The 12,740-nt window shown below is 59.6% G+C and carries 11 protein-coding genes and 1 pseudogene; 7 read left to right on the top strand and 5 right to left on the bottom strand.

Features of this window, described 5'->3' with window-relative positions; genetic code table 11:
- Positions 1-106 precede the first annotated feature (106 nt).
- The gene (locus QLQ83_RS08410) at positions 107-424 is read right to left on the bottom strand and encodes a hypothetical protein (protein ID WP_282735073.1); all 318 of its coding nucleotides are present in this window, start codon (positions 422-424) and stop codon (positions 107-109) included.
- Positions 425-645: 221 nt separating this feature from the next.
- Here QLQ83_RS08410 and gmtY point away from each other — a divergent pair, with 221 nt between their 5' ends.
- The 5 genes from gmtY to QLQ83_RS08385 all read left to right on the top strand — a co-directional run bounded on the left by gmtY (position 646) and on the right by QLQ83_RS08385 (position 8,144).
- The gene (gene gmtY, locus QLQ83_RS08405) at positions 646-2,103 is read left to right on the top strand and encodes a gamma-mobile-trio recombinase GmtY (RefSeq protein WP_282735072.1); all 1,458 of its coding nucleotides are present in this window, start codon (positions 646-648) and stop codon (positions 2,101-2,103) included.
- Positions 2,104-2,105: 2 nt separating this feature from the next.
- Positions 2,106-4,745: a gamma-mobile-trio integrase GmtZ gene (gene gmtZ, locus QLQ83_RS08400; RefSeq protein WP_282735071.1), complete on the top strand. Its 2,640-nt coding sequence runs from the start codon at positions 2,106-2,108 to the stop codon at positions 4,743-4,745.
- The gene (gmtX, locus tag QLQ83_RS08395; RefSeq protein ID WP_282735070.1) at positions 4,745-5,425 is read left to right on the top strand and encodes a gamma-mobile-trio protein GmtX; all 681 of its coding nucleotides are present in this window, start codon (positions 4,745-4,747) and stop codon (positions 5,423-5,425) included. The genes gmtZ and gmtX overlap by 1 nt, the downstream gene beginning before the upstream one ends.
- A 56-nt stretch (positions 5,426-5,481) precedes the next feature.
- Positions 5,482-5,937, top strand: coding sequence for a VPA1267 family protein (locus QLQ83_RS08390; protein ID WP_282735069.1), 456 nt, complete (start codon positions 5,482-5,484; stop codon positions 5,935-5,937).
- 65 nt (positions 5,938-6,002) lie between these two features.
- Positions 6,003-8,144: an AAA family ATPase gene (locus tag QLQ83_RS08385; RefSeq protein ID WP_282735068.1), complete on the top strand. Its 2,142-nt coding sequence runs from the start codon at positions 6,003-6,005 to the stop codon at positions 8,142-8,144.
- Between the two features lie 84 nt (positions 8,145-8,228).
- On the opposite strand, the gene QLQ83_RS08380 is transcribed toward QLQ83_RS08385, so the two are convergent.
- Both QLQ83_RS08380 and QLQ83_RS08375 read right to left on the bottom strand, forming a co-directional pair.
- Positions 8,229-9,620, bottom strand: coding sequence for a DEAD/DEAH box helicase (locus tag QLQ83_RS08380; RefSeq protein ID WP_282735067.1), 1,392 nt, complete (start codon positions 9,618-9,620; stop codon positions 8,229-8,231).
- Positions 9,617-10,204 carry a hypothetical protein gene (locus tag QLQ83_RS08375; protein ID WP_282735066.1) on the bottom strand — a complete coding sequence of 196 codons (588 nt, stop codon included), beginning with the start codon at positions 10,202-10,204 and terminating at the stop codon, positions 9,617-9,619. Before QLQ83_RS08375 ends, QLQ83_RS08380 begins: the two co-directional genes overlap by 4 nt.
- A 100-nt stretch (positions 10,205-10,304) precedes the next feature.
- Between QLQ83_RS08375 and QLQ83_RS08370 the strand changes: the two genes are divergently transcribed.
- Together QLQ83_RS08370 and QLQ83_RS19525 are read left to right on the top strand one after the other, a co-directional pair.
- Entirely contained in the window at positions 10,305-10,532 is a 228-nt protein-coding gene (locus QLQ83_RS08370; protein ID WP_282735065.1) for a helix-turn-helix domain-containing protein, read from the top strand.
- A 60-nt stretch (positions 10,533-10,592) separates the two neighbouring features.
- A pseudogene (locus tag QLQ83_RS19525) lies at positions 10,593-10,724 on the top strand (MbcA/ParS/Xre antitoxin family protein); the annotation flags it as partial.
- Positions 10,725-10,898: 174 nt separating this feature from the next.
- On the opposite strand, the gene QLQ83_RS08365 reads toward QLQ83_RS19525, so the two are convergent.
- Together QLQ83_RS08365 and QLQ83_RS08360 are read right to left on the bottom strand one after the other, a co-directional pair.
- Positions 10,899-11,066 carry an antitoxin Xre/MbcA/ParS toxin-binding domain-containing protein gene (locus QLQ83_RS08365; RefSeq protein WP_282735167.1) on the bottom strand — a complete coding sequence of 56 codons (168 nt, stop codon included), beginning with the start codon at positions 11,064-11,066 and terminating at the stop codon, positions 10,899-10,901.
- A 355-nt stretch (positions 11,067-11,421) separates the two neighbouring features.
- The gene (locus QLQ83_RS08360; RefSeq protein WP_282735064.1) at positions 11,422-12,714 is read right to left on the bottom strand and encodes a hemolysin family protein; all 1,293 of its coding nucleotides are present in this window, start codon (positions 12,712-12,714) and stop codon (positions 11,422-11,424) included.
- Positions 12,715-12,740: the final 26 nt, after the last annotated feature.

Here is a 12,740-nt window from a genome sequence, read left to right as displayed (position 1 = left end):
GGCCTTGTGGGCCTGTCTCCCCAACTTTGCGGCACAAGGCCCCATTCTGGCTAGTCGACCTGCGTTTAGGGGCCGTTGGCGGTCGGGATGGTATCCGCGCCCGCAATCACTCCCTGTCGTCCTCCGGGGCGCTGGGTTCGGGCTCCAGGGCGCGGCAGGCATCCGGCAGGCGCACGGTGTCGCCGAGGGCGAGCTTGCCGTGGGACTTCATGCGCCGGCCGTTGTCGGCGGCGATCAGCGCTGCCACCTCGCCGATGCTGGTGCCGTCGACCCAGGCCTCCACCTTCACCCGGACGATGGCGCCCTGGTAGCGGGCCGAGAGGATGTCGCCGGGCCGTGGCTCGTCGAGCTGCTCGGGCTGGTTCGCGAAATGCTCCAGCACGCTGTTGCGGCCGGGGTCGTCCCACTCCACGTGCTTGTGCATGTCGGCTCTCCTTCGATAGGGGGGATTCCAGCCTCCAGCATAGCCGCCGACGCAGCGAACGACAGCCCGCCGCGGGCGAAAACGAGAGAGCCCGCCGGATGTTACATATAGCACATAAAAGTGTGTAATTTTGATAAGAAGCCGCCTCTGGGCGGCTTTTTCTTGGTCTTCTTGCCATGAGGGTTTATAGTTTAATCAATGTAATTTGTGTAGAGGTGGGCATGGCTGCCGTCAGCGTCGTCGCAAAAATCGTAGAGGACAACACGGGGGTAGCAAGCGAGATCCCTTTGCTGATAACAGAGGAGGGGGAGCTTTCGCCTCTGACCGACTACCTACTGTACCTACACGCCAATGGGCGCTCCAAGTCGACGCTTGGGAAAGTCGTCCGGGCAGTGGCGATGCTTCTGGACTACATGGAAGCAAACGCTGATGCGTTCACAGACCCCGAGAAGCTGTTCCAGGCGTTCGTCAGGCGTCTATACAGCGGGACAGCTTCTGAGTCGGGCCTAGACCCTTCCGGCCTGTACTGGGTGCCCGCCTCCGAAGCCACAGTGAGAGAGCGCATCATCGCACTCACGGGCTTCACGGACTGGCTTGCTGATAAACAGGGCACCAAGCCGCTGAACCCTTTGCGCAAAGCCACGCCTCACGAAGAACGCCTCAACTACGCGGCATGGTTTCGGCGAAACCAGAACGATTTCCTTGGACACCTCAAAGACAAGTCCATCAGCACCACCGTCAAGCGTGCGCGGAGTATCAAGGGTCGCACCCCGCTGGCGAAGACGGAGGATGACGCGATCTCCTTTCCGAATACCCAGTTCGAAGCCTTCTTTACCCAAGGCATCGGCGGCGCCAAAGATCCCCGCGTCGCTTTACGGGATAAGCTGATTCTCCTTTTGATGCACGGCGCGGGGCTTAGGATCAGCGAGGCGATGCTGCTGTGGGTCACTGATGTCTTTGAAAATCCCGCCGATCCAAGTCAGGCGCTTGTACGCATCTACAGCGAGCGCGAAGGTGTCGCCCCCGAAGGCTGGAAGAGTCGTAAGGGCGACCGAACTCGCAAGGTGTATCTGAAAGAGAAGTACGGGCGCATACCGCGCCGCGAGATGAAGGGGACGCAGTACCTTGGCTGGAAGACCAAGCTTGTCGATGATAAGGAAGGCTACTTGATTGCGCAGTGGTTCCCAGTCGATTTTGGCAGGGTTTTCATGACTCTATGGAAGACCTACCTGAAATACCGCGCAACAGCGGACGCGCATCACCCTTACGCGTTCGTCAGCTTCGACAACAAATCGTTTGGCAACCCGTACACGATCAACGCCTTCAACCAGAACTATGCCGCTGGGCTGCGCCGTATCGGCTTGGAGCCGAACAAGGCCGAGGGGCTCGATCCCCATGGGCATCGGCACAACTACGGGCGGCGTCTAACCCAGGCGGGCATCGACCCGCTTATCCGCAAGAAATGCCTTCACCACAAGTCCCTTGAGTCGCAAACGGTCTATACCCTGCCGGGCAACCAGGACGTTTCGAACATGCTCATCGCGGCCTCCGAGCAACTGGCGCGGCCCGACGGCAAGGCGATGAGCACCGACTGGAAGGCACTGGTTGAACACGGCTTTGAGGACATCGATCCGCAGGGGCTTTACACCGGCAAGCGGCCGCGATTGGGAGGGGCATGAGAATGGCACAGAAGAAACACAACGGGCGCTCGACTGATCTGACCCTCTCCTGGCTAACGGGCTCGCATGGCGAGGACTGGCTGCAATGGCAGCAGTATGCGGCAGAGTGGATGGCGACGCAGCACGCTGGCGTTTCTAACAAGCTGGATGCTCTCCGTCATTTCTTCTTCACCTACTTGATGCGCCATGCCTCCTACGCCAGGGATGTCACAGCGTTTTTCAGGGGGCACGCTAGACACAGAGCGTCGTCCGAGGAATTTGTCGAGGTCATGCAGGCTGCGGGCGTCAACAGCCAAGAGTTCCAGGCGAAGTACGTGAACCACGTGGCCGCCTTCATCGACCACGTCATCGAGCAGCATTACAGCGCCGAGGACGATCACGGTGTCGCTCGACCCATTATCTCTAATCCTTTCGAGCGGATCGCGAGACAGGGCTCGACGCAGGAGACCGTCAGGAACCCGCTGCCGTACCGCTACATTCAGCAGCTACGACAGATCCTCTGCCCTTATGACCTCGGCAGCGGACAAGAGGAACCACAAGAAGGGTTTGCCGAGAGTGCTCCGTGGGCCAATCGCCATTTCCGCGACTGGTCGTGGGCGCATGCCAATGTGTTCTATGCGTGGTTCGAGGTGGAGCCAGAGATCATCGACCGCGACGACCCCGACTGCGTGTGGCGCACCAAGGTAGTCACGCGCGAAGGCAAGAAGGCCACCATCCATCAGATGTGGTCGCCGATAACCGCCATGCTGCTGTTCGTCAAACTCCACCTGCCGCTACGCACCTATCAGGTGCGCTTTCTCGATTCCGGCGAAGCCGATACCTGGCGCTATGAGGACGGGCGCTGGGCGTCGAATGCACACCCCTTCGCCTACGGTAGCAAGAAGCGCCCTTACGCCAAAGGCGTGTTCCGTCGCACCTACGATGCGATGACCGAGACCTACGCCACCGCGCTCTACGTCTCCACCAACAAGACCGTCGATCAGAACAAGAATGAAGTGGATCGCGGCTACACGATCCCCTGGCAGCACGAGGAGTTGCTGTACTGGCTTGAGAAACTGCGCAACTGGCAGGAGAAGTACAACCCAATCCCCGCCCCGGTCAGTGCGAGCACACTGAAGAGGAAGCACACTAAGCACGTTAAGAGCGAAACCGCGCTAAAGGCCATGGGCGAGTATTGCTTCCTGTTCCGGGACGCCAGCGCCAAAAGCGCTGAAGACCGTGCCAAGCCAATTTCCGACATGCCCATCGGATTCTCCTGGTATCAACTGCTCCTTCTGTTGGAGCAGAATCTGGCTGCGACGGGCCATGCGCTGAGCGACGGCACTGCGCTGAAACTGGTGGAAGACTACCCGGACGACACGCCTGACAGGGCTAAATGGAAGACCCTATTCCCGCTGCACAGCCTCCGGGTGTCCCTGATCACCGCCTACACCATGGACACGGCCCTGCCCCTGCCGGTCGTCTCCAAGCTGCTCGCGGGCCACACGCGCCTGCTGATGACAATCTACTACAACAAGATCACCCCCTCTGTCATGGCGGAGAAAATGGAAGAGGCGCATGTGGCATTGGATGCCAAGGCGCAAGACTCGCTTCGCACCTTTCTCAAGGATGCGGAGCTGTCCCAGATCCAGGCTCGCACCGTCTGCAACAGCGAGGAATCGGTCGAGGCGGCCATCGCCAACCGAAACCCAATCGGTTGGGAGCACCGCGCGACGGGGCTGTGCCTGGTCGGCGGCAATACCGTTCGTTCGGATGAGCTGAGCACGCTGGGCGGCTGCTGGAACGGCGGCCCGGTCGTCAAGGATGCCGCGAGCGTGCATTCCCGAATATATGCCCCGGTGCCCCACGGGCTGGAGAACTGCATCCGCTGCCGCTGGTTCATCACCGACGCCAGCTACCTGCCCGCGCTGAACAGCCAGTTCAACCAGATCAGTTACAAGGCCCACCAGGCGGCGAGTCTGGCGGTGGAGATCGAGAGTGAGCTGGAAGCGCTAAAGGACGAGCTGTTCTTCGCGGAGGAGCAAGGCGTTCCTTTTGCCAAGCACCATGAGCTTCAAGTGCTGGAGCGGCGCTATGAGAAGCAGAGAATGGAGGCCGATGAATACGCCAAGGACTTCATCGCCTGCTTCAACCTGATCCAGCACTTAATGGATGTCGAGAACCAGCGCGTCGAAGCCGATGACGGCCAGAAGCTCGTAGCCGTGGGCTCGCGCGAGGATCTGGCGGTGAGCATGCGCTTTATCGAGACCGAATCGGAGCTGCTGCACCTGTCGCTGCTCTGCGAGGACGCTGAGTTCCACCCCGACTTGCAGGATGAGCTTCGAAAGACCCCAGCAATCGAAAAGCGAACCCGGCAGCTCAGCCGAATGATGATGCAGAAGGGGTATCAGCCGATATTCATGGAAATGAACGAGCGAGGCCAGCTGATCGCCGCGAACGCCCTGCTTCGCAAAATGGCCAAGCTCGCGCATCCGATCGACAAGCTGGAGGGCTACCGGATCGCGACGGACTACATCGAAGCCCGGAAGTACCTCGAGGACGACCGCCTTCTTGAGGCGAGTATCGAGCAGGTGAGCCAGGCAGCTCCGCTGACCCTCCCTAGCCTCAAGCAAAGGCTGATCGAACGCGAGGAGTTCATCTGATGGAGATCGATATCGACGTCATTCTTGAGGATCTCAAGGAAGGCAAGACCAACAAGACGCGGCAGTCGCTCGACAAGCTCAACGAGACCTTGCGCGAGTACCACGGGCGCGGCGAACGCGACTTCTCGATCACAACCATCGGGCGGGTCTCGGGGGAAGACGGGGGTGTCGGCTACGAGTCCATCCGGGCGACGGCTAACAAGCACTACCGCGATCTGATCGAGGCATGGGCGGCGAAGGCCAAGACCACCACCAAAAAGCCCCTTAGCAGCCATAGCCGATCCCGCCGAGTGCCTCAGGACAATCAGCTGCTTGAGCGCATTTCTGATCCCGCCCTGCGGGTGCTGTTCGGCCAGATCATCGCCGAGCGCAACCGCTACCGTACCCAGCTCAACATTCTCAAGAGCCAGGCCGAGGTCGTGATTGATAAGCGTCCTGTCAGGCAGTTCGAAGCCAGCGCCAAACCCTCCGTCGAGCTTCTCCCTTCGCTCAAGGGCATCATTTCGGATAACGAGCTTAAGGCGCTGCGGTTCGCAGCCTCCGATGAATGTATCGAGCGCCAGGGGTGGCTGGTCACGCAAGCGGGGCAAGTGAAAAACGAGCTTCGGGAGGAGGTATTTCCCCGTGGTTTCATGACGGGACTACGAAAGCTGGTGGGGGAGGTGGAAGTCGATGACTAATTTTCTCAGCCGCCTTCGAAGCAGAGACAGACTGCCGCGCAGCGGAGGGCACGGGGATGGCTAACGGACAACAACTCGCCGCTGAGAACCTGAAACGGTTTGAGTCATGGTCGGAAGAACGTGAAGCTGCCGGCGACTGGGTCGACTACATCCGGCAGGGCCAGCTCAATCGCACCGAAGTCGCCGCCGAGTGCGGCTTTGCCAAGTCCGTGCTGCGTCAGAACCCAGCGGTAAAAACCGCCCTGGGTGCGCTGGAAACGCGTCTACGGGCAGAGGGCATCCTGACCCCTAGCAAGGGGGAGAGGTCGCAGCAGACGCAAGATGAGGCGTCTTCAGCGTCGGTAGATCGGCGCATCGTCACGATCAACAGTCGAAGCGAGCAGCGCGTGAAGGCACTCGAGGAGCAGAATGCCGCCCTTCGCGCCGAGTTGCTGGAGTTGCGCGAGCAGATCAAGCGCTACCGGATGATCGATGACCACCTTGCTCATACGGGTCGAATGGTGCGGCCATGACGGATCTCTCTGTCGAGCTGGCCATCACGTCCGTCCTTAGCCGAGGGGCCCGCGGTGGAGTCATCATGGCCGGTGTCGATACCCAGGGGCGGCGTTATGTTGCGCGCTGTAGCTGGACGCTCGTTCCCGACTCAGCCCTGCCCTGCAATGGCCAGCGATGGGCGCTGCGCGGTTCGCTGAGTATCTACAAGCAAGAGCAGCAGATCGATGTGGAACACGCCGAGCTACTGAGACCATCGGGCAAGAATCTGATCGCCTGGATTGCCGGGTGTCCGGACATCCCCGGTGTAGGCCAGGTCAAGGCGCAGAAGCTCTACGACTGCTTTGGGCCTGAGCTGGTGTCGCTCATTGAGCAGAAGGATATTGACGCCCTGAGCGCTTTTATCAGTCCCGAAGCCGCTGGCCTGCTATGCCACGCCCTTGAGAAATACCAAGTCGCGCAGACGCTTGTCTGGCTCGACCAGGTGGGTATGCCGCGCCGGATCGGCCAGCGAATTGTCGACTGCTATGCCGAGAAGGCGCGAGCGAAGATCGAGGCCAACCCCTATGCGCTGATCAGCTTTGAGGCGCGCTGGGTGACGGTGGATGCCCAGGCGCGACAACGATTCAGCGTGCCTGAAGATGACCCGAGACGACTGGAGGCAGCGGTTGAGGAGACGCTTTACCGGGGGCTGAAAGACGGTCACACCTGCTTGCCGGAAAAGGATGTCAAACGTCGGCTCAAAGCGCTGCTAGGTGACGCCGACCTTGTTGAGCAGGCACTGGCCATTGGCGGGAGCAGTCAGTATCGCAAGGTGGGTGACCTCTACCAACCGACCGGCACCTATCTGATCGAGCTTGAGATCGCACAGCGCCTCTCGGGCATAGCCGCGGGCGAACTGGCCCGGCAGTCATCGCTCTTCGCGGCGGATGAGGTCGATCACGACACGGTGCAGGCGGCTATTCGACGTTATGAGCGCACGCAGGGCTTCGCACTCTCTAATGAGCAGCGCCAGGCCGTATTGGGCAGTGTGAACACCTATCTCAGCCTAATTCTGGGCGGTGCGGGCACCGGCAAGACCACGGTGCTCAAGGCTCTCTACGAGGCGCTAGAGGCCGTGCGGCCGGGCGTGGCCATCTATCAGCTTGCTCTTGCGGGTCGTGCCGCACAGCGCATGCAGGAGGCCACCGGGCGTGATAGCTATACGATTGCCGCCTTTCTCGCTCGGGTCGCTGAAGTGCAACTTGGCCCTGATGCACTGGTCGTCGTCGATGAGGTGTCGATGGTGGATGTGATTCTCTTCTATCGGCTCCTGCGCGACATCCCGCCAGGCACACGACTGATTTTGGTCGGCGACCCGAGCCAGCTCCCGCCCATTGGCCCTGGCCTTGTGCTGCATGCTCTCGCGGGTCATCCGGCAGTTGCCCAGACAGAGCTGAAAGTGGTCAAGCGCCAGTCGGAGGCCAGCGGGATTCTGCCTGTTGCCTCGGCAGTGCGCCGACATAGGTTGCCCGAGTATGCGGCCTACCAGGGCCGGGGTAGCGGAGTGTCGTTTATCGACTGCCCCGAATACGGGCTTGATGAGGCCGTAGAGCAGCTCTACGCAGAGCTTGGGGGTAACGGTGCCGACTACTGCGTTCAGATCCTTTCGACCACACGTAGCAACTTGGGCGGCGTGAAACACCTTAACCAGCGCCTGCATGACCGCTATCGACGTGATGCCGCACCAGTGTATTGCATCGACTCACAATTCGGCGTGGCGCCCGCCAAGACGCTTGAGTATGTACCGCTCAAAGTCGGGGATTTGGTCATCTTCACCAAGAATGACTATACGCTTGGGCTGCGCAACGGATCGCTGGGTCGGATCATTGATGCGCTGCCTGTCGCATATGCAGAGAGCGAGTGCTGCAGGGTCGATTTCGAGGGCATTGAGTATACCCTGAAGACCGCGCAGCTTGAATCGCTCAGCCACGCCTATGCCATCACCGTTCACAAGTCGCAGGGGTCGCAGTTCTCGCGGGTTATCGTGCCGATTCGTCGGTCACGCCTGCTCGACCAGGCCTTGATCTACACCTCGATCACCCGTGGGGTGGATCAGGTCGTGCTGATTGGTAATCGTGAGGCAGCCGGAGCAGCCATTCTCGCCCCGGCCTCTGCCGCACGACGTCACGTATCGCTGCCTGGACTTTTAGGGGGTGCATCACATGGAGCAAAGGCCAGCCCTTGATATTTCATAAGCGCTGCCCGTCAGCGCATGCTGATAGTGGTTAAAAAAATTTAGTTATTATTGAGTTGAGGGTGGCGGCTCTTATCAAAAACAATCCAGAAGCACTTGCCGGTAATGGTGAGAAAAGCTCACTCGATAGTATGGCGTAACATCTAAGTCGTACTCAAACTCACATAGTAAAGCTTCGTCCGCTGAGGAACTTGTTCCACTTTCTGGTGTTTCATCAGGCTCATTGGAGGACCCAGTTACATCATGGACATGCCCAGAGGACGCTGAAGGAAGCTCAACCTGGCTCAGCACCGCTAGGTCATCCGGAAGATCTTCTGCTATACGCTCAGCAAAGTGATAAAGAGTTGGCTCTGCGAGCATGAAAAGCCATGCCTTGTCATCGGTTTCCCCAGTACGCCTGATAACCCTACCCAGCACCTGGCGATAGTGCAGCTCAGTACGGATGCGGCTGAGGTAGCAGCACACCTGAAGACGCGGGATATCCGTTCCCTCGCTAATCATGCCGACTGCCACGATCCATCGGCAATCACTATGCCGAAACAAATTGATCACCTGCTGGGCGCCCGGCGTCCTGTTAGTGACAACATGGCAGGCCTCTCCTCGGGCCTCTAGGGCTAGGGCGATCTGATGAGCGTGTTCAATATCGGTCGCAACGACCAAACCGGCCGCATCTGGCTTGGAGCACCGGATATCATCCAGCCTCTCGCAACCCAGCCCCAGTATCTGATGCATCACATCATCGTGACGCAACAGATCCTCGTAGGTAATAGGGGATTCCCCAAGCAGTGAGGCAATACTGGGGAAGAGCCTGACGGTGCTCTCGGTCTCGAGCGCTTCGGTGAGCTGCACTTTCTGATTGTCAAGAAGAACAATGCGCGGGGAACGGCATACCCCATCGGCGATGGCCTGTTGTAAACCATAACGATAGTCGCAGATCAGCTCTCCTTCCGGAGAGGAGTAGCGCGCAAGGGCGATAGCCAAGTCATCTGAACGCCACGGGGTGCCCGAGAGCGCCAACGTAAAGGCAGCACGGTCCTGAATTTTTTGCAGGATTTGTTGACCCCATACATTGCTCAACAGTGGATCGTGTCCAGCGCAGTGGTGGATTTCATCAAAGACAACAAACACACGATATTCATCGAGAAGCTTCCAGAACGTATCATCTCGGTGCTCCATGGCTTGGTATGTGTAAGCACCGCCAACAGCACCGACCAAGCCATCAAGCCGCTTGCCCAAGACGTCTGTAAATGTCGTGAGAAATCCCTGCACTACCTGGCATGAGGGAGCAAAGCAGAGCACTAGATCGATCTCATCCCTTTCAAAGAGACAGCGGGCCAGAGCTGCTGCTAAGCGTGTTTTGCCAGCTCCAGGCGTCGCCTGGCACAGGAAGTGCGGAGTGGTAATAAAATGGTCCAGCGCTGCCTCAATGCAGCGCTGCTGCCATGTCCTCAGTCCTTGTATCGTCATGGCGAGGACAACGCAGTAATCGTCTTCTCGACCGCCCGGAGGTGACCCAGTAGACGAGAGCTGCGATCCTTGGCCTCTTGATACTCGCTTTCCACACGGCCCCGTAGATGCGGCATCTCACTAAGCAGCTGCTTGTATCGCTCGGCTTCCCCCATTGATGTCAGAAAATCCAGACGGACCTCTTTGAGGGTCGCCTCCAAGCACTGGTGCATATCCTCGTCGGAACTGCTTGGCGCAGAGCTATGCGTGGCTTTGGTTGGGGACTGCTGCCTTTTTCGGCCGGGCGTCAAGCTTAGCTCAAAGCCGTTTTGAATCAGGTTCAGCTGCAAGTGCTCTGGCATGGGACGCAGATGATAGACCTGTCCCCGGCTCTTGCGCTCAGCGTCAGGTACGAGCCAACCCACTCGCAGCATGCGGCGTATCTGCTCATACACATACCTCCGCACATCCTTCAGCTGGAATGAGCCCTCCTCTAGCCTGGAGGCGAAGGCATCCCGGAGGTCCTGAGTTGTAAACCGATCAAGCCCTTTCTCCTGAAGGAGCTCATACAGCCGCGCGTCGAGGGTGAACGAGTTGGGCTTCATGACGTCGAGTCCAAAAAAAGGATGAGATGCGGATTATAATCCGTGGCTCCGTTGTCCGCAAACGCTCGATAGTGCCGCCTCAGCAGATCTTGAGGCGGCTATGGACCAGTTGGCGAAAGCGGTAGGGGAGCGGGTTCGGTACCGGAGGAGGGCGTGCGGGCTATCCCAGGATAACCTGGCCTTGCTGAGTGGCATTGATCGGAGCTATGTAGGACGGATTGAGCGAGGTGAGGTCAACATCACGGTGGAAAAGCTTTACCGCATCGCCAAGGTTCTTGTCTGCGAACCGGCTACATTACTTCCGAAGATCCAGGATATCCATAGTTGAGCTTATCCTTCTCACTGTGCTGTTTAGTACGTCTACGAACCGGCAGACAGGGCGGTCTCAATGGCCAATGCTCAATACCGGATCACCCTGCTTGCTGAAGAGATCTTCGGTAGCCGGGAGAAAGCCACTAGGTGGCTACGCAAGCCGCGTCGGACGCTGGGAGGTATCAGCGCCCTGGAGGCTAGCGCAACGTCGCAGGGCTACGCTGCTGCGAAGAACTGCTGGAACAGATACGTCATGGGTTCGCGTCGTGATCGCATGGCCGCTGGCACCCTACCTATGAGCAACCAAGGATCCTTGCTGATTGGCAGACAAGGCCAGGGTTGGTGGATACCTTTTGGTTGCTACGCCATCGTCTGGCTCGGATTAGGTGTAAACCCCATGCTCTATCCTGCCTATCAGATCCAGCACCTGCTGAGGGTCTTCTTGCATGACATCGATGGGGCGCTTCCACCCCAGTCCCATGGCCTCACGGTGTAACCAGCGATCTGCCGCTGTTCTATCACCCCCAACATTTCGATAGCCGCTTGCCAGGCAGCGATCGCACTGTGCCCTTCTGGCTCAGCGGTACCGAGCATCGCCCAATCCTCGGCTTCTGAGGCGGGATCTCGCGTGGCCTCATGCCCCTGAAGCCGTTCAGGCGGCGTATCGCTTCGATTGGCCATCACTGCCTCCATCGATCAACGAAAAACGTTGGTTTTCTTTACGCCATAATCTCACATTGGTGGCCATGCCAGCATCGGATGCCGGCATGGGAAGCAAAGGATGGAGATGTGTCCGACAAGGCTCCACGATGGCACCTAACTGGAGCTCCTGAAACAGAGCCTGGTAGGCCGTCCGGCCGCATTCTCCCCATCACAACCATGAGGGTGGCCATCTCGGCGGTCAATTACTCAGCGCTTTTCTCGAGCGCGGATATTCCTTGGACGAGCAGCTTGTCGATCCGACGCCCATCCATATCGATGACCTCGATCCGCCAGTCGCCGACGGTGACGTGCTGGCCCACCTGCGGCAGTTCTCCTGCTTGGTGGAGCACGAGGCCGGCCACGGTCTCGTAACCAGATTCTTCCTCCAGCGTGAGACCGATGTGGTCGGCGAACTCGTCGACGGGCATCCACCCGGCGACAAGCAGCGAGCCGTCCGCGCGTTCGACCAGCTTGGGCTCGTCCGCCTCCGCGTCATCGAATCCCCCTGTGATCGCGCCGAGGATGTCCATCGGAGTGATGATGCCCTCGAAATGGCCGTACTCGTCGTAGACGAGCAGCATTTGGGCGGGGGCCGCCTTGAGCTGCTCGATCACCTGCATGGCCGGCAGGGCGTCGTGGACCACCGGGGCAGGCCGTGCGAGAGACCTGGGGTCGAAGCCCCCCTCTTCCATCTGCAGGAGGTCATGGCTCTGCAGGATACCGACGATGTCATCCTGACCGCCCTCACGCAGTGGTAGGCGTGAACGGCCAGAGGCGCGCAGTCGGGCGAGGATCTCGGCACGGGTTTCGCCGACGCTTGCAAGCTCGACCTCATGCCGCGGGGTCATCAGACCACGCGCGAGGCGGTCGGCGATGCGCATGACACCGGTGATCATCCGGGTTTCGCCCTTCTCGATGGTGCCAGCCCCCTCAGCCTCGACGATGATCATCCGGATCTCCTCATCGCTGACGGTGGCCTCCCGCTTGCCAGAATGTCCGAGCAACGTGAGGACGAGCTTGCCCGACCGGACCAGGAGCCAGACGAGCGGCAAAGCGGCGCGGGAAAGCAGATGCATCGCCGGCGCCACACGGGAAGCCACCGTCTCCGGGTTGGCCAGCGCGATCTGCTTGGGGACGAGTTCACCGATGATCAGTGAGAGATAGGTGATCACGACCACGACGACACCCACGCCCATTGGATCGGCAAGCCGTGCTGGAACCCCGAGGCCCGGCAGCGCGTCAGCGAGCCGGGCACCCAGCGTCGCCCCGGAGAAGGCGCCGGAGAGTACGCCGACCAGGGTGATGCCGATCTGGACCGTCGAGAGAAACCGCGCAGGGTCTGCGGAAAGGGCAAGAGCGATCCTCGCGCCACGGGAGCCATCCGCGGCCCGCGTCTTGAGGCGCGTCGAGCGAGAAGAGACGATCGCCAGCTCCGACATGGCAAGCAGGCCGTTCAGTACGATCAGGGACAGAACGATGAGGATTTCGAGGAGCATGATAGCCGGCAAGGTGACGACGGCGA

This window comes from Halomonas rhizosphaerae (assembly GCF_030010555.1).
Lineage (GTDB): Bacteria > Pseudomonadota > Gammaproteobacteria > Pseudomonadales > Halomonadaceae > Halomonas > Halomonas rhizosphaerae.
The sequence above is the reverse complement of the archived record's forward strand: the minus strand, read 5'-3'. Positions and strand labels throughout refer to the sequence as shown.

Bases quoted from the DNA above. Each gene is read 5' to 3' on its own strand.
- gmtY (WP_282735072.1), top strand. From the start codon at position 646: ATGGCTGCCGTCAGCGTCGTCGCAAAAATCGTAGAGGACAACACGGGG.
- QLQ83_RS08380 (WP_282735067.1), bottom strand. From the start codon at position 9,620: ATGACGATACAAGGACTGAGGACATGGCAGCAGCGCTGCATTGAGGCA.
- QLQ83_RS08375 (WP_282735066.1), bottom strand. From the start codon at position 10,204: ATGAAGCCCAACTCGTTCACCCTCGACGCGCGGCTGTATGAGCTCCTT.
- QLQ83_RS08390 (WP_282735069.1), top strand. From the start codon at position 5,482: ATGGCTAACGGACAACAACTCGCCGCTGAGAACCTGAAACGGTTTGAG.
- gmtX (WP_282735070.1), top strand. From the start codon at position 4,745: ATGGAGATCGATATCGACGTCATTCTTGAGGATCTCAAGGAAGGCAAG.
- QLQ83_RS08385 (WP_282735068.1), top strand. From the start codon at position 6,003: ATGGCCGGTGTCGATACCCAGGGGCGGCGTTATGTTGCGCGCTGTAGC.
- QLQ83_RS08410 (WP_282735073.1), bottom strand. From the start codon at position 424: ATGCACAAGCACGTGGAGTGGGACGACCCCGGCCGCAACAGCGTGCTG.
- QLQ83_RS08360 (WP_282735064.1), bottom strand. From the start codon at position 12,714: ATGCTCCTCGAAATCCTCATCGTTCTGTCCCTGATCGTACTGAACGGC.
- QLQ83_RS08370 (WP_282735065.1), top strand. From the start codon at position 10,305: ATGGACCAGTTGGCGAAAGCGGTAGGGGAGCGGGTTCGGTACCGGAGG.
- gmtZ (WP_282735071.1), top strand. From the start codon at position 2,106: ATGGCACAGAAGAAACACAACGGGCGCTCGACTGATCTGACCCTCTCC.